This window comes from Janthinobacterium sp. MP5059B (genome assembly GCF_001758645.1).
GTDB classification, from domain to species: domain Bacteria; phylum Pseudomonadota; class Gammaproteobacteria; order Burkholderiales; family Burkholderiaceae_D; genus Janthinobacterium; species Janthinobacterium lividum.
On sequence record NZ_LRHX01000016.1, the window covers coordinates 926,830 to 947,574 of the forward strand.

The following is a 20,745-nucleotide window of genomic DNA, read 5'->3' on the forward strand; positions in this document are numbered from 1 at the left end:
TCAATAAAAAACACCGGGCCGCGCGAGCTTCCCGGTGTTTTTTTATGGGCTGGCGAAAGACTTAATCCGCGCTCAGCCCCAGATCCGTCGCCACCTGCTTGCGCAATAGGTATTTCTGGATCTTGCCCGTCACCGTCATGGGGAATTCCTCGACGAAGCGCACGTAGCGGGGAATCTTGTAATAGGCGATCTGCCCATCGCAAAAGGCGCGGATGTCCTCGCTGGTAGCCTGCGTGCCCGGACGCAGGATGATGCAGGCGCACAACTCTTCGCCATACTTGGCGTCCGGCACGCCCACGCATTGCACGTCGAGCACGCTAGGGTGGCGGTACAGGAATTCTTCGACTTCGCGCGGATAGATGTTTTCGCCGCCACGGATGACCATGTCCTTCGAGCGGCCGACGATGCTGCAAAAGCCGTTGTCGTCGATCACGGCCAGGTCGCCCGTGTGCATCCAGCGCGCCGCATCGATGGCCTCACTGGTTTTTTCCGGGTCGCCCCAGTAGCCCTGCATCACGGAATAGCCGCGCGTGAGCAATTCGCCCTTTTCGCCGCGCGGCACGATGCGCCCTTCCGCATCGATGATTTTCACTTCCAGGTGCGGGTGAACCCTGCCGATGGACGACACGCGCATTTCGCGCGGGTCCTCAATCGCCGTCTGGAAACTGACGGGCGACGTTTCCGTCATGCCATATGCAATCGTGATTTCCGCCATGTGCATCAGCTCGATGACCCGCGTCATGACTTCCATCGGACACGGCGAACCGGCCATGATGCCGGTGCGCAAATTCGACAGGTCGTATTGCTTGAAATCAGGATGGTCGAGGATGGCGATGAACATGGTCGGCACGCCATGCAGCCCCGTGCAGCGCTCGGCCTGCACGGTTTCCAGCACGGCTTTCGGATCGAACCCTTCACCGGGAAACACCATGGCCGCGCCATGCGTGACGCAGGCCAGGTTGCCCAGCACCATGCCGAAGCAGTGGTACAGGGGCACGGGAATGCACAAGCGGTCCTGTTGCGTCAGGCGCATGGCTTCGCCGATGAAAAAGCCGTTGTTGAGGATATTGTGGTGCGTCAGGGTGGCGCCCTTCGGCGCGCCCGTGGTGCCGGACGTGAACTGAATGTTCACGGCATCGTCAAACTGCAAGGTAGCGCTCACTTCGTCCAGGTGCGTCAGGTCGGCGTCGGCAATGCCCTCCATCAAGGCGTCGAAGTTGTGCATTCCGGGTGTCGCGGCCGTGCCCAGGCGGATCACGTGGCGCAATTGCGGCAGGCGCGGCGACTCCAGGGCGCCGGCGCGCGAACGGGCGATTTCCGGCACCACGTCTTGCACGATGGCCAGGTAGTCGCTGGACTTGAAGCTGGGCGACAGGATCAGCGCGCTGCATTGCACCTTGTCGAGCACGTATTCGAGTTCCGAACGCCGGTAGGCGGGGTTGATGTTGACCATGATCAAGCCGGCTTTCGCCGTGGCAAACTGGGTCAGCACCCATTCGGCGCAATTCTGCGACCAGATGCCGACCCGGTCGCCCGGCTGCAAGCCCAGCTTCAGCAAGCCGGCGGCCAGGCGGTGCACGCGCTGCTGGAATTCCAGATACGTCCAGCGCACGTTCTGGTGCGCCACGATCAGGGCATCCTGCTGGCCATGGCGGGCGGCGATGCCGTCCAGGTAGGCGCCTATCGTTTCGCCGATCAACGGCGTCTCGTGGGCGCCGTGTACATAACTGATTGCTTGCATGCTGTCTCCAGGGTGTGTGGCGCGGCGCGCTCTTGTTATCGTCTTCGATGCAGAAAATTATAGCCGCAACCGCCCCCGCCCTGCGTCAGCTTGCTGTAATGTGCAGGCCAGCACATCCGACACTCACGGCACCATGACAGGCAATACGCAGCACCCGCCCGAACAGGGCTTCATCCTGACCCGCCACTGGCGCGATACCAGCGCCGGCACGGAAGTCGATTTCTGGCTGGCAACAGATGCCGGGCCCCGCCACGTGCGCCTGCCCGTGCAGACGGCCGTCGCCTTCCTTCCCATGGAGCAGCAGGAACAGGCGCAACAGCTGTTGCGTGGCGAGCGCCATGCGGAACTGCGTCCCCTGTCGCTGTGCGATTTCCACCACCGTCCCGTGCTGGGGCTGTACTGCAAGCAATACCGGCATTTGCTGAAGCTGGAAAAGCAGCTGCGCGCGCACGGCATCGACGTGTACGAAGCCGATATCCGCCCGCCCGAGCGCTATCTGATGGAACGCTTCATCACGGCGCCGGTAACGTTCAGCGGAGAAACACTGCAGGAAGTGCAGCTGAAACCGGCGCCCGGCTACCGCCCCGCATTAAAACTGGTGTCGCTCGATATCGAGACGACGGCCCATGGCGAGCTGTATTCGCTGGCCCTGGAAGGCTGCGGCCAGCGCCAGGTGTACATGCTGGGGCCGCCAAACGGCGGCGATGACGCCATGGACTTCGACCTCGAATACTGCGACAGCCGCGCACAGATACTCGAGCGCCTGAACACATGGATGGAGCGCCACGATCCGGACGCCATCATCGGCTGGAACCTGGTGCAGTTCGATTTGCGCGTGCTGCGCCAGCACGCCGAGCGCTATCAGGTGCCCCTGAAACTGGGACGCGGCGGCGCCGTGATGGAATGGCGCGAACATGGCGGCAAGCAAGAGCACTATTTTGCGGCCGCCGCGGGCCGGCTGATCATCGACGGCATCGAAGCCCTGAAGTCGGCGACGTGGAATTTTTCCTCGTTCAGCCTGGAAAACGTGGCGCAGACGCTGCTGGGTGAAGGCAAGTCCATCGACAATCCCTACCAGCGCATGGCCGAGATCGACCGGCGTTTCCGCGAAGACAAACCGGCGCTGGCCCGCTACAACCTCAAGGATTGCGAGCTGGTCACGCGCATCTTCGCCAAGACCGAGCTGCTGACCTTCCTGCTGGAACGGGCCAGCGTGACGGGCCTGGCGGCCGACCGCAGCGGTGGCTCCGTGGCCGCGTTCGAACACCTGTACTTGCCGCTGATGCACCGGCAAGGTTACGTGGCGCCCAACCTGGGCGATATCTCCGGCGACAACAGTCCGGGCGGCTTCGTCATGGATTCCCAATCAGGCCTGTACGACTCCGTGCTGGTGCTCGACTATAAAAGCCTGTACCCGTCCATCATCCGCACGTTCCTGATCGACCCCGTGGGCCTGGTGGTGGGCACCAGCGGCGACGAGGCCGATACCGTGCCCGGCTACCGTGGCGCGCAGTTTTCAAGGGTCAAACATTGCCTGCCCGCCATCGTGCAACAGGTGTGGCAAGGGCGCGAGACGGCCAAGCGCGAGCGCAACGCGCCATTATCGCAAGCATTAAAAATCATCATGAACGCGTTCTATGGCGTATTGGGCTCGAGCGGCTGCCGCTTTTTCGACCCGCGCCTGGCCTCCTCGATCACCTTGCGCGGCCACGACATCATGCACCGCACGCGCGAGCTGATCACGGAACAGGGTTATCAGGTCATCTATGGCGACACGGATTCCACCTTCGTGTGGCTGAAAACGGCGCATACGGATGAAGAAGCGGGCAAGATCGGCCGCGCCCTGGTGGCGCACGTGAATACGTGGTGGGATGCCCACTTGCGCGCAGAGTTCGGCCTGGAGAATGCGCTGGAACTGGAATTCGAGACGCATTACCGGCGCTTCCTGATGCCCACCATCAGGGGCTCGGAAGAAGGTAGCAAGAAGCGCTATGCGGGCCTGGTGGGCAAGCCCGACGGCAGCGAACAGATGGTCTACAAGGGCCTGGAAACCGTGCGCAGCGACTGGACGCCGCTGGCGCAGCAATTCCAGCAAGCCTTGTACCTGCGCATCTTCCAGCGCGCCGCCTACCAGGACTATGTGCGCGACTACGTGGCGCGCACCGTGCGCGGCGAATTCGACGCTCTATTGGTCTACCGCAAGCGTCTGCGCCGCCCGCTCGACGACTACCAGCGCAACGTGCCGCCCCATGTGCGCGCGGCACGCACGGCCGACGCCTACAACCTGGCGCAGGGCCGGCCGCTGCAATATCAGAACGGCGGCTGGATCAGCTATGTCATCACGGTGGCCGGCCCGGAACCGCTGGAAACGCAGCGCTCGCCCATCGATTACCACCATTACCTGACGCGCCAGCTGCAGCCGGTGGCCGACGCGATCCTGCCCTTCCTGGGCGACGATTTTTCGCGCCTTGTATCGGGCCAGCAGGATTTGTTTTAAATCAATTTTACTGACCGGCATGACCAAGCTGAGGTAATATCGGCGCCTGCCGGGCTTATCTGCCCCTGTTTGCAGGCGCTGTGCGCCGCGGCAGCGTAAAATACGCCATGGCGAAAGAATAAGAGCTGTACCCAAGAAGAAGATGCCGCTCCAGACGAGAATCGTTCGCAAGAAGATTGTCGCCACTGAAAGGGCGCATAATTTATCACTATGTTGAACCAGTACGCCGGACTGCCCATCGTCCGCCGGCTAATTTTTGAATGAATTGATACCATGACCGAGATCACGTCCTTAAGAGACATCCCGCAAAAAAATATCTTCCGCAAGGGCGACACCTTTGTGCTGTTCGGCGAGCTGTTCGGCCGCGGCTATGTAAATGGCTTGCTGGACGAAGCGCGCAAGGCGGGCATGAATATCGTCGGCATGACGGTCGGCCGCCGCGATGAAAACATGGCGCTGCGTCCGTTGAACGCGGAAGAGCTGGCGGAAGCCGAAGCCAATCTGGGCGGCCGCATCATCAATGTGCCGCTGATGGCCGGTTTCGACCTCGACGCGCCAGCGGGCGAGCCGACCCCGACAGCCCTGCTGGCCGACATGACCCTGAAAAGCTGGCAAGAAGACAAGCTGGACTGGGCGCAGATCGAACGCTGCCGCGAAGCCGGCATCGCCCGCTTCAGCGCTTCCGTGGCGAAAGCCATGGCCGAGCTGGACAGCCTGATTCCTGACGGCAGCAATGTGTATTTCGCCCACACCATGGCTGGCGGCATTCCGAAAGTCAAAGTCTTCCTGGCGATTGCCAACCGCATCTACAAAGGCCGCGGCGAGCGCTTCATGTCCTCGCGCGCCCTGCTCGACAGCGACCTGGGTAAATTGATCCTGATGAACTTCGACGAAGTCACGGCCAACACCCTGCAGCACCTGATCGACGGCAGCGCCGCCATCCGCGCCCGCATCGAGCAAACGGGCGGCCAGGTGCGCTACAGCGCCTACGGCTACCACGGCACGGAGATCTTGATCGACGGCAAGTACCAGTGGCAAACCTACAGCAACTACACCCAGGGCCTGGCCAAGATGCGCCTGGAAAACGTGGCCAAGGCCGCGTGGGACAAAGGCATCAAGGCCACCGTCTTCAACTGCCCGGAAATCCGCACGAACTCGTCCGATATTTTCGTCGGCGTGGAACTGTCCCTGTTCCCCCTGCTCGACGCGCTGAAAAAAGAAGGCGGCGCAGCCTGGGCCGAAGAGCAGTGGAAAATCTGCCAGGGCTTGCTGGAAGACGGCGTCTCGCTGCAAGACTTGCTCGACCGTATCGCCGCCTACAATGGCGACGCCACCAGCGTGCAGTTCCGCAACTTCGCTGCCTGGCCGATGGACAACACGCCAGAGCTGGCCGACGTCATGATCGGCACCTCGGACGACATCACCAAGCTGCACAAGGACCGCAAGGAACTGATCACCGACCACCTGAGCTCGCTGGTCCTGGAAGGCACGGGCCCGCTGATGTTCCACGCCATGTCGGAACCGCAAGCGCCCGTCGTCTGGCTCAACCACGACATCATCGCGCGCCAGCTGAACTCCGTGCATAACTGATACCGGCCCAGCCGCTGTCCGACAACGCCGTCCCGGGCCCGCGCCCCGGACGGCGTTTTTCATGCAAAGCCAGCATCCGATTAATGGGCTAAACCGTATGCCAAGCGAAAAACTTGCCGTATCGCGATAAATCAGTGATAATGCGTCTCGCGTTGCCGGGATGGCGGAATAGGTAGACGCACGGGACTCAAAATCCCGCGCTGGAAACAGCGTGCCGGTTCGATTCCGGCTCCCGGCACCACAGAACACTTTAGTTGTAGCTGATCAAACCTGCCCATCGCCAGATGCTGCGGGTTTTTTTATGTCAGCGCCCCAGCCTGCGCTCCAGCCCCGCCTTCACTCCATCCCACTCCGTATCAATCATGCTGAAACGCACGGAGTTGCGCTTGCGCCCGTCCGGCATGATGCGCTCGTGGCGCACGATGCCTTCCTGTAGCGCGCCCAGGCGCACAATGGCGGCGCGCGATTTGGCGTTCAGTTCGTCGGTCGTGAATTGCACACGCACGGCCTGCATGGCTTCGAAGGCATGCGTCAGCAGCAGCAATTTTGCTTCCGTGTTCACGCCCGAACGCTGCACGGAGGCGGCCAGCCAGGTGTGGCCGATTTCCATCTTGCGGTTGATACGGTCGATCTTCCAGAAGCGCGTGCTGCCGACGATGGCACCCGTGGACTTTTGCACGATGACGAAGGGCATGACCGTGCCGGCGCGCCGCCCTTCCAGGGCCGTGGCGATGTAGGCGGCCATGGTGGCGGGGCCGGGCACCACGGTCACGGTCATGTTCCACAGTTCGCCATCGGCGGCCGCCTGCAGCAGCTGTGGCCCGTGCTCCGGTTGCAGCGGCAGCAGCTCGACCAGTTGGCCGCGCAGGGCGATCTCCATCGCTTGCTCCTTCCGGCTATCCAAACGGCCGCACGCCAAACAGCACGCCATGCAGCCAGAACGCCAGCAGCAGCCACAGCACGCAACCCGCGCCGGTGGCGATCAGGGTGCCTGCCATGGTGCCGCCCTGATAGGCCACCCCGGCCGCGCGGTCGCGCTGCACGGCGGCATACAGATCGACTGACGACCAGACGAGGAAGCCGCCGAACAGCAGCACGTCGGCCACGTTGCCGTTGGCCAGCAGATGCGCGACGGCCCACAGTTGCGTGCCCAGCAGCATGGGGTGGTGCACCCAGGTCTTGATATGGTTGCGCGGCACATTGGCCGCCGCCAGTAAAATCAGCGAGAACAGCATCAGCAGGGCACTGATGTGGCGCAAGCCCATGGGCGGCGTCCACAGCACCTGCGGTTGCTGGCGCGCCAGGCCATAGCCCCAGATGATCAGGCCCAGCCCGGCGAACGCCACGAGGGAATACAGCCCCTTCCAGCGCTTTTCGCCGAGGCGCGCCAGCTGGGCGCTGCGCCAGTCATCGGCCACGATGCGCACCGAATGCAAGCCCAGGAACAGCAACAAACCGAGTATCAGCACCGTCATCGTCCACTCCCCAGTCCATATCCTCTATCCAGCATACGCGGCGCCATGGCCGCTGCCTTCCGCGCAGATCAACGTTCTTCGCGATAGTAGTCGCAACCCTCGAACGTAGTGCGCAGCGCCTGCTGCAGCTGGGCATAGCGCTCCGGCGTCAAATTGAAACGCACGTCGATCTGGCCATCGTCATCCATCTGCATGGCTGCCTCGGCATCCATCTGCACGGACAGGCGGTTCGGATGCAGGATCACGGCGTGCATGTGGCCATACCAGGCAAATTCCTGGCCGCAGTATTCGATATACGGTTCGTCCATGCCCATGGCCACGTCCTGCTCGTCATACTCGTCGGCGCGCTGCAGCATCAGGTAGACGGGCTCGCCTTTGCCGGCTGGCGCGGCCAGGGTGGTGATCAGGGCGTCGTCTTCATTGATGACGGACAACTCGGTGGCGGTAAATCCTGCGGACATGGCGTGCTTTCAACAATTCAAGGGATGCCGCCACCATAGCGCAAAAGCGGCATGGGCAACATAGCGCGCGGCGAAAAAAGCCTGCCGTCACGAAAATCCATCGCCGCCTATAATTACCGCTCCAAACTATTTCTACAGGAGACCGCCTTGACCGCAGCATCGCCCTACACCATCCGCCTGGCCATTCCCGCCAGCGCCACCTACCAGCACCTGCGCGTCGCCGCCGGCCTGAGCGCGAAAACCACGGAGGCGGCCGCCAGGGGCTTGCCGAATTCCCTGTTTGCCGTGCAAGTGCTGCTGGGCGACGAGGTGGTGGGCATGGGCCGCATCATCGGCGATGGCGGCTGCTTCTTCCAGGTGGTCGATATCGCCGTGCTGCCGGCCCACCAGGGCAAGGGCTTGGGCAAGCTGATCATGCGTGAAATCCGCCAGTTCATCGATAGCGACGTGCCGGAAAGCGCGTATGTCAGCCTGATCGCCGATGGCCAGGCGCAAGACCTGTACGCGCAATTCGGTTTCAAGCACACGGCGCCCGCCTCGGTCGGCATGGCGCTGAAGCGCTAGGCGCCCGATGCCGGCCTGGCTCGTATGCAGCATGGCATTCGCGCTGCTGTTGAGCGCTGCGGCCTGGCAGGCCGAGCGCACGCTGCAGCGGCGCGGCCGCACGACGCGCTGGCTGTGGCTGGCGGCCATCGCCGCGTCCGTCCTCCTGCCCTTGGCGTGGCTGCCCGGCGTGCTGGCGGCCATGCCGGCGGAACAGGCGCAGCTGAAACTGGGCTGGTTCATGCTATCGAGCGGCATGCTGCTGCTGTTGGCGCTGCGCAGCGTCTGGCTGCTGTCGCACCAGCGGCGCTGGCAAAAAGCCACCTTGCTGGGCACGCCCGTCTTCCTGAGCGGCGGCATCGGTCCCTGCGTGGCGGGGCTGCTGCAGCCCCGCATCGTGATGCCCGTCTGGCTGCAACTGATTCCGCCGCCACAGCAGACGCTGCTGCTGGCGCACGCACAATGCCGGCTGGCCGCGCGCGACCCGCTGCTGCTGGCCATGACATACGCCTTGATCGTGCTCATGCCATGGAACCTGCCCCTGTGGTGGCAGCTGCACCGGCTGCGCTTTGCCATCGAAGTCGATTGCGACGCGCGCATGCTGGCGCACGGCCACGCGCTGCGCGACTATGCCTTCGTCCTGCGCCGGCACGGCCAGTATTATTCGGGACTGACGGGCGCCTCGCCCATCGTGCTGAACGACCCGCTAGCGCTGCGCAGGCGGCGCCATCTGATGGCCAGATTTACCCGGAACCGGGCGGCGAACTTGCTATAGTAGCGGCAACGCCGCGCAATGCGCCCGCGCTCCCGGCTCCCCCATCAGAAATCAGAGAGATACCATGCTTTACCTGCTTGCCATCGTGATCGTCATCGCCCTGCTGTACTACGTCTTCAGCGGTCGCACGCCCGCCAAACCGCTGCACAAGCCGCTCATGTCGGTGCGCCAGTACGTGCCGGCGATTCCTGCGGGCGCACCCGCGCATCACTGGACCGATGAGGGGCGCTTTGCGTCGGAAGTGGAAAACGAATCGATGTACCAGCCCGCCATCGCCAAACTGGCCGGCGAGCATGGTCCCGGCAATGCGGAAGAAAAATGCCTGGCCCTGCTCGTCTGCGACGATGCCAATCCGTTCCAGGACAAGGCCATCGCCGTCTTCATCGATGGCCAGCTGGTCGGCTACCTGTCGCACAACGACGCGCTGCGCCTGCGCCGCAACCTGGGCCGCATGGACCTGGTGGGCCAGCTGACCTCGTGCGACGCCGTCATCCGCGGCGGCGGACTGTGGAATGGCAAGCGCTTGTCGTACGCCGTCTGGCTGGACTTGCAGCCCTACAACTAACACCTATGCCGTGCGCGCCTGCCTGACGGCGCGCGTGGCGATAAAGCTGGGCAGATACTTTTCAATTTCAAAGCGCGGGTGGGGATGCATTTCCTCGTGGTATCCCGCCAGCACGAAGCCCGCCGCCAGCTGGCCGCCGATCTGGCTATCCAGGCCATGGCCGAAGATCAGTGCCTCGCCCCTCTCCATGCGCGCCGCCAGCGCGTCCGGTGGCATATCCTCCACATCCGAATACGGCAGCACGAAACGGGGCCGTATCAAGCCCTGTTTTGCCCATTGCGGGTCACGGTCGCCGATGAACACGGCCGGGTTGAAAAAGCTGCTCAAGAGCACGCCGCCGTCCGCCAGCACGCGCGCGCATTCGCGCCACACGGGGGCAATGTCCGGCACGTACTGGTTCGACACGGGATGGACGATGACATCGAAACTGGCATCGGCAAAGCAGGCCAGGTCGCGCATGTCGCCCTGCACGGTGGCCAGCTGCAAGCCGTCGCGTTCGGCCACCATGCGATCTTTCGCCAGTTGCTGCTCAGACAGGTCGAAGACGGTCACCTGCGCGCCGGCAGCCGCCAGCACGGGCGCCTGTTGCCCGCCGGCGCCGGCCAGGCACAGGATGCGCTTGCCTTGCACGGCGTCCAGCCAGCCGGCCGGCAGAGGTCCGGGCGTCAGGTGGATTTGCCACTGCCCGGCGCGTGCCGCCGCGATGGTGGCGCTGTCGACGGGCTGCGACCATGGACTGTTCTGTGCAGCCTGGGCATCCCAGGCTTGCTGATTATGCCGCAAGAAGTTGTTACCTAAAGGCATCGTCATCCTTTCAGAAAAAAGCAGGACGCGAATGTAGCATGACACCAGGCACGACGTCGCACTTTGCAAAAAAACCACATAATTCCTGTGCGCAACTTCCTCGCCAGCACCACCATTCCACGGGCACGGCAAGGTGGGCGGCCTACTTTCGCGCATGGGCACGGCTTGCACGACAGGGAAAATAATTACAATTAAGATATTTGTTTCCTGAAATCTGGTAAGGTAATCCGCATCGATCACCCGCAGTGGCGGCAGGCGCACACGCCAGCGCCAAACGCGTCACCTGTTTGCCTACGATGATACCTGCCAGCGTCCAGCACCTGTTCCACGTTCCCGCCGATCCGGCCCAGCTGCATCACGGCGTGCATGCGCCGGGACTGGTGCTGCTGTCGCTGGTGATCGCCATTTTCACGTCGTGGATGGCTTTCCAGATGACGGCGTACAGCCGCGCGCAGGCGAGCATCAGCCGCCGCTTGCACCTGCTGTGCCTGCTGGCCGGCAGCCTGGCCCTGGGCTGCGGCGTGTGGGCCATGCATTTCATCGGCATGCTGGCCTTCGAGCTGGGCACCAGCGTCGCCTACGATCCGGGCCTGACCTTGCTGTCCATCGTGCCCAGCGTGGCGGCCTCGTTCGTCGCCCTGGCCACCATCAGCCGGCGCACCGTCACGGCGCCGCTGCTGCTGCGCAGCGGCTTGCTGGTGGGCCTGGGCATCGGCGCCATGCATTACACGGGCATGCACGCCATGCGCATGGGCTTGTCGCTGCGCTACGAACCACTGCTGTTCGCGCTCTCGCTCGTCGTTGCCGTGGCGCTGGCCACCCTGGCCCTGTGGATACGCTTCGGCTTGCGCGGCTGGAGCAGCCGCATAGCCGCAGCGCAGCGCACGCTGATCAGCGCCTGCGTCATGGGTTGCGCGATTACCGGGATGCATTACATGGGCATGCAGGCGGCCCGCTTCGTGGGAACGATTCCCCCAGGCAATGATGCCGATGCCAACCGGCCCATGCTGGTGATCAGCGTGACCCTGCTGACCATCGCCCTGACGATCCTGGTCGCCTCGGCCGTGGGCATCTTGCGCTACCGCGAACTGTTTCGCCACCTGAACCAGAGCGAACACTGGACACGTTCGCTGCTGATGAGCACGGTCGACGGCGTCATCACCATCGACCGCCACGGCAGCATCGTCGACTTCAACGGCGCCGCCGAGCGCATCCTCGGCTGGCGCTCGGCGGAAATCGTCGGCCGCCACGTCAGCGTGCTGGTCAGCGACGTGCGCCAGTCGGAACAGAACGGCCTGCTGTACTACCTGCGCACGGGCGAAGGCGATGCGTCCCACGCCAGCGAGGAAATCGTCTACCTGCGCAAGGATGGCGCCCCCGTGGCCGTGCAGCGCTCGATGGCCAGCGCGCGCCTGGCCGACCAGGATTTATATGTGCTGTTCATTACGGACATCAGCGAACGGCGCGCCATGCTGGCTGCCCTGCGCGAAAGCGAGCAGCAGTTGCGCTCGCTGATCGGCAATATTCCCGGCATCGCCTTTCGCTGCACCACGGCGGAAAACCAGCCCATGCTGTTCATCAGCGAGGGCGTGGAAGCCGTCACCGGCTATCCGCCCGCAGACTTTCTCGGCGCCGTGCCGCGCCGCACCATCACGGGCCTGATCGCCAGCGAAGAGCGCGCCTACGTCATCGATGTCTTCAACCACAGCGTCGCCAGCGGCGAGCCCTACCTGCTTGAATACCGGCTGCTGCATGCCGACGGCACGGCGCGCTGGCTGTGGGAGCGGGGCACCGTGGTGCACGATGCGGCAGGCGCCGTGCGCTGGGTCGACGGCGTCATCCTCGACATCAGCGAACGGCGGCAAATGGAGGAAGACTTGCGCATGGCCAAGGAAAAAGCGGAGCTGGCGGCCGCCACGCGGGCCAGCTTTGTCGCCAACATGAGCCATGAAATCCGCACGCCGATGAATTCCATCCTCGGTTTCACGGATGTGCTGCTGGACTCGCCACTGGCACCCGAGCAGCGGCGCCACCTCGATACCGTGCGCCAGTCCGGCCGCTCACTATTGCGCCTGCTCAACGAAGTGCTCGATACGGCCAAGCTGGACAAGGGTGCCATGGCGCTGGAATTGCGCGACTACAGCCTGCTGGCGCTGGTCGATGAACTGGCATCCTCGTATGGCATCCATGCACGCGCCAAGGGCTTGCGCATGGAGGTGCAGTACGACCCGCAACTGCCGGCCGTGCTGCATGGCGACGAATTACGCATGCGGCAAGTGCTGGGCAACCTGCTCGACAACGCCATCAAGTTCACGCCCGGCGGCGCCGTCAGCCTGGCGGCCCGCTTCGAGGATGGCCAGCTGCACCTGCTGGTGCAGGACAGCGGCATCGGCATCCCCGCGGAACGGCGCGACGCCATCTTTGAACCGTTCGTGCAAGCGGACGCCTCGACCACGCGGCGCTTTGGCGGCACGGGCCTGGGCACCACCATCAGCCGGCAACTGGTGACCCTGATGCAGGGGCGCATCTGGGCCGATGCCGCCTTGCCGCACGGCAGCGTGTTCCACGTCATGCTGCCCTTGCTGCCGGCACGCCAGGCGGCGCTGCCCGCCAGCGAACGCCGCAGCGTGCGCCTGCCGCCCCTGCGCGTGCTGGCCGCCGACGACGTGCCGCAAAACCTGGAACTGCTGAGCTTACTATTGGGCAAGCGCGGCCATACGGTGGTGACGGCCGGCGATGGCGCGCAAGCCTTGCAGCTGGCGCAGCAGGACGACTTCGACATTCTGCTGCTGGACTTGCAGATGCCGCGCATGGATGGCCTGGCCGCCACACAAGCCATCCGTGCCGCCGCCCTGCGCGATGGCCGCCCGCGCGTGCCCGTGATCGCCATGACGGCCAGCGTGCTCGATGCGCACCGCAAGGCGGCGCGGGCGGCCGGCATGGACGGTTTCGCCACCAAGCCTGTCGATTGGCAGGCGCTGTCGCAGGAAATCGCCCGCGTGCTGGGCCTGGCGGCAGAAGCGGGCGACGATGGCGGCGAACCGGCGGCGCCCGCTGGCGGACGGGTGCTGCACCATACGGGCGCCCTGCAGCGCTGGGCCGGCAACGACAGTGCCTACCACGCGGCGCTGGCCCGTTTCGCACGCGAGCATCCCCGCTTGCCGCCTGCCCTGCTGGCCGCCATCGAGGCGCGCGATCACGCGGCGCTCTTGCCGCAGAGTCACCAGCTGCGCGGCGTGGCAGCCAATCTCGGCCTGGAACAGCTGGCCGCCAGCCTGGCGGCGCTGGAGCAGTGCTGCGCCAGCCCCGGCTCCGCCACGGCCCAGCAGCTCGACGAGATGCTGGGCAAGCTGCTGACGCAATGGCCGGCGGCCGTGGCCGCCATCGCCCGGCTGGCGCCGACTGCATTGCCGGCGGCAACGGCGGCTGCCTTCGACGCGCCCGCCGCCCGGCAAGCGGCCAGCTCCCTGCTGCACGCCTTGCGGCGCGGCGAACTCGATGACGCGGCGCAAGCACAGTTGCAGCACGCCATGGGCGCGCAAGCGGACGCGCTGGCGCCGCTGCGGCATGCCATCGACGATTTCGATTTCCCCCTCGCGCAGTCGCTCTTGCACGACTTGCTGCACGCCTTCGCACCGGAGTCCCCATGAATGCACCAGCCAGGCCCGTGATTCTCGTCGTCGACGATGAGGCGGCCAATTTGCAATTGCTGCGCCAGATATTGCAGAACGACTACGCGCTGCTATTCGCCAAGGATGGCGCGCGGGCACTGGAATTGGCGCAGCAGGAACGCCCGGCCCTGATCCTGCTCGACGTGATGATGCCGGGCATGAGCGGCCACGACGCCTGCCGCCAGCTGAAAGCCGCGCCACTGACGGCCGCCATTCCCGTCATTTTCGTCACGGCCCTGAACGACATGCGCGACGAACTCAGTGGTTTTGAAGCGGGCGCCGTCGATTACATCACCAAGCCGCTCAGTCCCGCCATCGTGCGCGCCCGCGTGCGCACGCACCTGTCGCTGGTGCGCATCGACGAGCTGAAGGAAACGCGGCTGCAGATCGTCCAGCGCCTGGGCCTCGCGGCCGAATACAAGGACAATGAAACGGGCCTGCACGTGATCCGCATGAGCCATTACGCGCGCCTGCTGGGCGTGGCCGCCGGCATGGACGAGACCGCCGCTGACGACCTGCTGCACGCGGCGCCCATGCACGACGTGGGCAAGATCGGCATACCCGACCGCATCCTGCAAAAGCCGGGCAAGCTCGACGCGGATGAATGGGCCATCATGCAGACGCACGCGCGCATCGGCGGCGACATCATCGGCGAACATGCCGAAGGCGGCATGCTGGCGCTGGCGCGCCAGATCGCCCTGTCGCACCATGAAAAATGGGATGGCAGCGGCTACCCGAACGGCTTGGCGGGCGAAGCGATTCCCCTGGCGGGGCGCATCGTCGCCGTGGCCGACGTCTTCGACGCGCTGACCTCGGTGCGCCCGTACAAGCGCGCGTGGTCGGTACTGGACGCCGTGGGCTATCTGCAAGCGCAACAAGGCAGCCATTTCGATGCGCGGCTGGTCGGGCTGTTTGTGCAGGAACTGCCCGCCATCGACGCCATCCGGCTGCGCTGGGCGGAGAAAGAGGAACACCACACGCCCGCTTGAAGAATGAACTCCCGCCACGCCCAGCGTTGTTGCGTCACACAGGGAAGTGCCGGACAGATGGCGCCGGCGCCGATGCAGACCACTGGAAAGGCAAGGAGTTCAATGTCATTATGGCTGGCGACGGGCCAAACATTTTGATGCACATCAAATGGATCAGCATTTCCTGGCTGTGGACTTGCGGATGGCCATGGCCCGTGTTTTTTTGACCCACATCAAGCCCAGCATAAGAAAACCGCCCGCCGGCAAGGCAATGCTGGACTTGCCCGTGTTGCCGTTCTAGCCTTGTTGCCATCCTGACTAGCGAATGACAACATGGCCTATAAATCCATCCTCGTCCACGCCGACCTGTCGCGCCATGCGCCGCAGCGCATCGCCATCGCGGCACGGCTGGCGCACGCGCACCAGGCGCACCTGATCGGCGCCGCCATGACGGGCCTGTCGCGCTTTTACGTGGAAAACAACCGCGGCATGCGCGGCAGCGCCGTGGCGGCGCAGATCAACGCCCTGCATGGGCAGGCGGAACAGGCCCTCGACCAGTTTGAAACGCTGGCGCGCCAGGCCGGCACCGTCTCGCTGGAACGGCGCCTGATCGAAGACGATGAGGATGGCGGCATGGCCGTCAGCGCCCGCTACAGCGACTTGACGGTGCTGAGCCAGCACGACGACAGCGAAGCGCTGCCCGGCGCCATGAGCGACCTGGTGCCCTACGTGATGCTGAACGCGGCCCGTCCCGTACTGATCGTGCCGCGCAGCGGCAAGTTCACGCAGATCGACAACACCGTCGTGGTGGCCTGGGATGGCAGCATGGAAGCCACGCGCGCCATCGGCCACGCCCTGCCCCTCTTGCGCGCGGCGCGCCTGGTGGTGCTGGCCCTGCTGCACCCGCCGGCCGGCCATGCACAGCCGGCCCGCCATCCGGGCGCCGACATCGCCGCCTACCTGAGCCGCCATGGCGTGCCCGTCGAAGTGCGTCCGGCCATCGCCACGGGCGACATCGGCGCGGCGCTGCTGGCCATGGCCGCCGAAGTGCATGCGGACCTGCTGGTGATGGGCGGCTACGGCCACGCGCGCTTCCGCGAAATTTTACTCGGCGGCGTGACGGAAACGATCTTGCGCCAGATGACCTTGCCGGTGCTGATGGCGCACTGAAACCAAGCGCGCTCCATGTCGTTGCACGATGGGTATACTTGCCTGTTTATCCATATCAAAGCAATGTACATGAACCAACAACTCGTCAATTGGGGCAATAGCCTGGCGCCATTCGGCGGCGAACTGCTGTGGACCGCCCTGCCGTGGATGCTGCTGTGCAGCGCGGCCGGCTTCGTGCTGGCGCTCGGCATCTGCTACCAGCTGGCCAGAAAATGCCTGCTGGTGCGCCGTCCCCGCGCCTGGCATGTGGCCGCCAAGCTCAGCTATGTGCTGATCCTGCTCGCGCTGCCGCTCCTCGGTGCCGGCTTTGGCGCCGTGCACAGCGTGCACCGCGTGGTCAACCAGGCCCTCGAGCGCGACTTGCAGCCCGTGGTCGAAGCACAGATGCCGGCGCTGCGCGTCTACCTGGAACAGCAGGTCAAGCTGATCGCCCCGGGCCAGCCCATCAGCGTGCGCAGCCTGCTCGAACCATTCGTGCAAGGCATGTATTACCAGCCCACGTCCAGCAGCTACTGGGAACGCAGCAAGGCGCGCTGGATCAATGAATTCATTCTGCGCCGCGGCAGCGTGCTGCTGACGCAGGTGCTGCAGGAACAGCTGATCGCCAGGGTCGGCCTGCTCGGCGAAGCGCTCAAGGGCGCCAACTTCCGTGGCCAGGCGACGGGCGAACTGGCCGCGCTGGGCACCGATCTGGCCGTGCGCCTGACCACCGATGTGGCGCGCCATGCCGACTTCAGCAAACTCGACAAGTCAGTGCCGATGATTTTCATCGACGCCATCAAACGGCAAGCCGGCGCCTATTTCAATTCGCTCAAGATCACGCTGGGCCTGTTCGCGCTGGCGGCGCTGCTGCTGGTATGGGGCGAGATCATGCTGTACCGCCATTACTACCTGCGCCGCCATCCGCCCGCCGCCGCCCTGCCCGTGCCGCCCATGTAAAAAAAGCCGCGCCTCCTTGCGGATGGCGCGGCTTTCAGGCGGCAGCTAAAAGCTTAGGCTTTGCGTTGCGCTACCGCGTCAACGACGCACAGCGCCGTCATGTTGACGATACGGCGCACGGTGGCCGATGGCGTCAGGATGTGCACGGGCTTGGCGCAACCGAGCAGGATCGGACCGACGGCGATGCCGTTGCCGGCCGCCGTCTTCACCAGGTTGTAGGCGATGTTGGCCGATTCGATGTTCGGCATGACGAGCAGGTTGGCGTCGTTCTTCAGTGCCGAATTGGGCATGATTTTTTGACGCAGCTTGCTGTCCAGGGCCGTATCGCCGTGCATTTCGCCGTCGATTTCCAGGTCCGGCGCGCGCTCCTTGATGATGGCCAGGGCGGCGCGCATCTTTTGCGCCGAAGCGCTGTCGCTGGAACCGAAGTTCGAGTGCGACAGCAGGGCCGCGCGCGGCGACAGACCGAAACGGGTCATCTCTTCGGCGGCCATGATGGTGATCTCGGCCAGCTGCTCGGCGTCCGGGTTTTCATTGACGTGCGTGTCGACCATCACCAACTGGCGTTCCGGCATGATCAAGACGTTCATGGCGGCATACACGTTGCTGCCGGCGCGCTTGCCCAGCACCTGGTCGATGTATTTCAGATGCAGCTGGGTGGTGCCGAAGGTGCCGCAGATCATGCCGTCGGCGTCGCCCTTGTGGATCATCATCGAACCGATCAGGGTGTGGCGGCGGCGCATTTCCAGCTTCGCGTATTCCTCGGTGACGCCCTTGCGGCTCGTCATCGCGTAATACGTGTTCCAGTAATCGCGATAGCGCTCGTCGAAGTCCGGGTTGATGACGTCGAAGTCGACGCCCTGCTTCAGGCGCAGGCCAAACTTCTGGATGCGCGCTTCGAGCACGGGCGGACGGCCGACCAGGATAGGACGCGCCAGTTTTTCATCGACCACCACTTGCACGGCGCGCAGCACGCGCTCTTCTTCGCCTTCGGCGTAGACGATGCGTTTGAGTTCGGCCGGCGTGGATTTGGCCATCAGGAACAGCGGCTTCATGAAGGTGCCGCTGCGGTAGACGAATTGCTGCAGGCTGTCCGCGTACGCTTGCAAGTCCTTGATCGGACGCGTGGCGACGCCGGAATCCTCGGCCGCCTTGGCGACCGCTGGCGCGATCTTGATCAGCAAACGCGGATCGAACGGCATCGGGATCAGGTATTCAGGACCGAACGACAGGTTGCTGATGCCGTAGGTGGTAGCGACGATGTCCGACTGCTCGGCATGCGCCAGGTCGGCGATCGCGTGCACGACGGCGATTTCCATTTCGCGCGTGATCGTCGTCGCGCCGCAATCGAGGGCGCCGCGGAAGATGTACGGGAAGCACAGCACGTTGTTGACCTGGTTAGGATAGTCCGAACGGCCCGTGGCGATGATGGCGTCGCTGCGCACGGCCTTGACTTCTTCCGGCAGGATTTCCGGGTTCGGGTTGGCCAGCGCCAGGATCAATGGATTCGGCGCCATCTTGCGCACCATGTCCTGTTTCAGCACGCCGCCGGCGGAGACGCCGAGGAAAATGTCGGCATCCGGGATGATCTCGCCCAGGGTGCGCAGCGGCGTATCTTGCGCGAAGCGTTCCTTGTCCGGGTCCATCAGTTCCGTGCGGCCCTTGTAGACGACGCCGGCCAGGTCGGTGACGTAGATATTTTTCAGCGGGAAGCCCAGATCGACGATCAGGTCCAGGCAGGCCAGCGCCGCGGCGCCAGCGCCCGACACGACCAGCTTGCAATCTTCGATTTTCTTGCCGACGGCTTTCAAGCCGTTCAGGATGGCCGCGCCGACGATGATGGCCGTGCCGTGCTGATCGTCATGGAAGACGGGAATCTTCATGCGGTCGCGCAGCTGGCGTTCGATGTAGAAGCACTCGGGGGCCTTGATGTCTTCCAGGTTCACGCCGCCGAAGGTCGGTTCCAGCGAAGCGATGATGTCGACCAGCTTGTCCGGGTCCATCTCGTTGATTTCGATGTCGAAGACGTCGATGCCGGCGAATTTCTTGAACAGCACGCCCTTGCCTTCCATCACCGGCTTGGCGGCCAGCGGGCCGATATTGCCCAGTCCCAGCACGGCCGTGCCGTTGGTGATGACGGCCACCAGGTTGCCGCGCGCCGTATATTTATAGGCATTCGCCGGATCGATGACGATTTCTTCGCACGGTGCCGCCACGCCTGGCGAGTAGGCCAGTGCCAGGTCGCGCTGATTGGTCAGTTGTTTGGTGGGCGTCACGCTGATTTTGCCGGGGCGCGGGCACTCGTGATACTCGAGTGCGGCCAAGCGCAATTGTTGACGCAATTCTTCTTTTTTATCAGATGACGAATCCATGCTGTGCTGCCTTCCTGTTTGGTCGATCGGGTGTTCCGGATTTTATCAGACCGATTCTTTCAATTAGCTAGGTATTTTCCGCTAGCCACAGTCTGATATCACGAAAACGCATAACCTAGCATTGTAAGGCCGTCCGGCGGCACAAACGTCCTGAACAGGAAAAACTATCAAACTTTAGATTTCAATTAGTTTTTACGATGGAACATCGGCGGCGCGCCACAGCGGCAGCGCGGCGACGGCGCGCTCGATATCGCCCATGTCATCCGCGCCCAGGCTGCTGTCGAACGGCGCGGACAAAATGCTGCGCATCAGCGCCAGGCGCGTCGTCGCCTGCTGCGCGTCGATGAAACGCGTCGTCTCCGCGCAATACTGCGCGCGGCGCTGGGCATCGGCGCCATCATCGTCGCCGTCGGGATAATAATGGCGGCCGATGTGATGCAGCGACTGCAGCAGGAATTCGATCTCGCGCAGGATGCGCAGCGCATCCTCGCCGGACAGCACGATGCGGCGGTTGGCGGGCAGCAGGGAGGGCGGCGTGGCTGGACTATTCAAAATTTTCTTCGATCAGGAATGCATAGTCGTCATCGATCAGCATTTGCAGATAAGTGTCGAAGCTGTCGGCGATGACCTTGTAGTTGTCGGGGTCGTGCAGGAAGCGCACGATCTGTCCAACCTTGCCGGACGCCGTGGGCGTGAAATCGACATACAGCCGCGAAGAACCGCCATTGTTCATGCAATGCGAAAAACACAGGCGCTGGCCCTGCTTGATGCCGGCGTCGATGCGGACGTCGACGATGCCGGGATCCTGTTCCAGGTAATGGCCATAGATATCGGCGATGCTGCGCTGGTTCGCTAGCCCGTCCTGCAGGATCTGTTCGACGGAACTCAGGTAATACGGATACTCGAACACGTCCGAGCCCAGCATGTACACCAGCACCGTGCCGCCGGCATACTCCTGATAATAGGTGCCGTTGTACGTGCCCAGCAAGCGCAGCAGGCTGTCCGGGCACAGCGGATACGTCTGGCGCAAGCTGGCCAGTTGTGCCGCGCTGGCGCCGCTGGCCATCGCCAGGTCCACGAACGGTTCTGGTGGCAATGCATTGAGCACGCCTTCGAGGTAGCGGTCGACGATATCCATACGTGGCTGGTTCCTGATTTGACGGGTGGGCGCAAT

Annotated in this window: 17 protein-coding genes and 1 tRNA gene; 10 read left to right on the forward strand and 8 right to left on the reverse strand. The window is 63.9% G+C overall.

What is annotated here, in order from left to right; all coding sequences use genetic code 11:
* Positions 1-61: 61 nt before the first annotated feature.
* Positions 62-1,741 carry an AMP-binding protein gene (locus JAB1_RS21220; protein WP_070281655.1) on the reverse strand — a complete coding sequence of 560 codons (1,680 nt, stop codon included), beginning with the start codon at positions 1,739-1,741 and terminating at the stop codon, positions 62-64.
* A 133-nt stretch (positions 1,742-1,874) separates the two neighbouring features.
* Here JAB1_RS21220 and JAB1_RS21225 point away from each other — a divergent pair, with 133 nt between their 5' ends.
* The 3 genes from JAB1_RS21225 to JAB1_RS21235 all read left to right on the forward strand — a co-directional run bounded on the left by JAB1_RS21225 (position 1,875) and on the right by JAB1_RS21235 (position 6,069).
* Positions 1,875-4,238 carry a DNA polymerase II gene (locus tag JAB1_RS21225; protein WP_070281656.1) on the forward strand — a complete coding sequence of 788 codons (2,364 nt, stop codon included), beginning with the start codon at positions 1,875-1,877 and terminating at the stop codon, positions 4,236-4,238.
* 273 nt (positions 4,239-4,511) lie between these two features.
* A complete protein-coding gene (locus JAB1_RS21230) occupies positions 4,512-5,828 on the forward strand; it encodes a hypothetical protein (protein ID WP_034780514.1) in 1,317 nt (438 codons plus the stop codon).
* A gap of 154 nt (positions 5,829-5,982) precedes the next feature.
* A tRNA-Leu gene (locus tag JAB1_RS21235) sits at positions 5,983-6,069 on the forward strand.
* A 63-nt stretch (positions 6,070-6,132) separates the two neighbouring features.
* On the opposite strand, the gene JAB1_RS21240 is transcribed toward JAB1_RS21235, so the two are convergent.
* The 3 genes from JAB1_RS21240 to JAB1_RS21250 form a co-directional block, all read right to left on the reverse strand.
* Entirely contained in the window at positions 6,133-6,708 is a 576-nt protein-coding gene (locus tag JAB1_RS21240; RefSeq protein ID WP_070281657.1) for a GNAT family N-acetyltransferase, read from the reverse strand.
* Positions 6,709-6,724: 16 nt separating this feature from the next.
* The gene (locus JAB1_RS21245) at positions 6,725-7,303 is read right to left on the reverse strand and encodes an NnrU family protein (protein ID WP_070281658.1); all 579 of its coding nucleotides are present in this window, start codon (positions 7,301-7,303) and stop codon (positions 6,725-6,727) included.
* 68 nt (positions 7,304-7,371) lie between these two features.
* The gene (locus JAB1_RS21250) at positions 7,372-7,764 is read right to left on the reverse strand and encodes an Imm10 family immunity protein (protein ID WP_052140012.1); all 393 of its coding nucleotides are present in this window, start codon (positions 7,762-7,764) and stop codon (positions 7,372-7,374) included.
* 147 nt (positions 7,765-7,911) lie between these two features.
* Between JAB1_RS21250 and JAB1_RS21255 the strand changes: the two genes are divergently transcribed.
* The 3 genes from JAB1_RS21255 (at position 7,912) to JAB1_RS21265 (ending at position 9,647) form a co-directional block, all read left to right on the forward strand.
* Positions 7,912-8,328 (forward strand): GNAT family N-acetyltransferase, encoded by a 417-nt coding sequence (locus JAB1_RS21255; RefSeq protein WP_070254836.1) that lies wholly within the window; start codon positions 7,912-7,914, stop codon positions 8,326-8,328.
* A 31-nt stretch (positions 8,329-8,359) separates the two neighbouring features.
* A complete protein-coding gene (locus JAB1_RS21260; protein ID WP_175445089.1) occupies positions 8,360-9,082 on the forward strand; it encodes a M56 family metallopeptidase in 723 nt (240 codons plus the stop codon).
* A gap of 64 nt (positions 9,083-9,146) precedes the next feature.
* Complete coding sequence (locus tag JAB1_RS21265) at positions 9,147-9,647, forward strand: hypothetical protein (RefSeq protein ID WP_034780522.1); 501 nt, start codon at positions 9,147-9,149, stop codon at positions 9,645-9,647.
* Positions 9,648-9,650: 3 nt separating this feature from the next.
* Here JAB1_RS21265 and JAB1_RS21270 read toward each other — a convergent pair whose 3' ends face one another.
* Positions 9,651-10,457, reverse strand: coding sequence for a class I SAM-dependent methyltransferase (locus tag JAB1_RS21270; protein WP_092607514.1), 807 nt, complete (start codon positions 10,455-10,457; stop codon positions 9,651-9,653).
* A 290-nt stretch (positions 10,458-10,747) separates the two neighbouring features.
* On the opposite strand from JAB1_RS21270, the gene JAB1_RS21275 reads away from it, so the two are divergent.
* From JAB1_RS21275 to JAB1_RS21290, 4 genes are all read left to right on the forward strand, one after another.
* Positions 10,748-14,101 (forward strand): MHYT domain-containing protein, encoded by a 3,354-nt coding sequence (locus tag JAB1_RS21275; protein WP_070281661.1) that lies wholly within the window; start codon positions 10,748-10,750, stop codon positions 14,099-14,101.
* Positions 14,098-15,111 (forward strand): HD domain-containing phosphohydrolase, encoded by a 1,014-nt coding sequence (locus tag JAB1_RS21280; RefSeq protein WP_070281662.1) that lies wholly within the window; start codon positions 14,098-14,100, stop codon positions 15,109-15,111. Before JAB1_RS21275 ends, JAB1_RS21280 begins: the two co-directional genes overlap by 4 nt.
* 312 nt (positions 15,112-15,423) lie before the next feature.
* Positions 15,424-16,260 (forward strand): universal stress protein, encoded by an 837-nt coding sequence (locus tag JAB1_RS21285; RefSeq protein WP_034780539.1) that lies wholly within the window; start codon positions 15,424-15,426, stop codon positions 16,258-16,260.
* Between the two features lie 69 nt (positions 16,261-16,329).
* Positions 16,330-17,199: a hypothetical protein gene (locus JAB1_RS21290; RefSeq protein ID WP_139144108.1), complete on the forward strand. Its 870-nt coding sequence runs from the start codon at positions 16,330-16,332 to the stop codon at positions 17,197-17,199.
* Positions 17,200-17,252: 53 nt separating this feature from the next.
* Here the strand turns inward: JAB1_RS21290 and JAB1_RS21295 are convergent, their stop codons facing one another.
* The 3 genes from JAB1_RS21295 to JAB1_RS21305 all read right to left on the reverse strand — a co-directional run bounded on the left by JAB1_RS21295 (position 17,253) and on the right by JAB1_RS21305 (position 20,709).
* Positions 17,253-19,571: an NADP-dependent malic enzyme gene (locus JAB1_RS21295; protein ID WP_034780543.1), complete on the reverse strand. Its 2,319-nt coding sequence runs from the start codon at positions 19,569-19,571 to the stop codon at positions 17,253-17,255.
* A gap of 192 nt (positions 19,572-19,763) precedes the next feature.
* The gene (locus JAB1_RS21300) at positions 19,764-20,123 is read right to left on the reverse strand and encodes a hypothetical protein (RefSeq protein WP_217494309.1); all 360 of its coding nucleotides are present in this window, start codon (positions 20,121-20,123) and stop codon (positions 19,764-19,766) included.
* On the reverse strand, positions 20,116-20,709 hold the full coding sequence (locus tag JAB1_RS21305; protein ID WP_070281663.1) for an SMI1/KNR4 family protein: 594 nt from the start codon (positions 20,707-20,709) through the stop codon (positions 20,116-20,118). Before JAB1_RS21305 ends, JAB1_RS21300 begins: the two co-directional genes overlap by 8 nt.
* Positions 20,710-20,745: the final 36 nt, after the last annotated feature.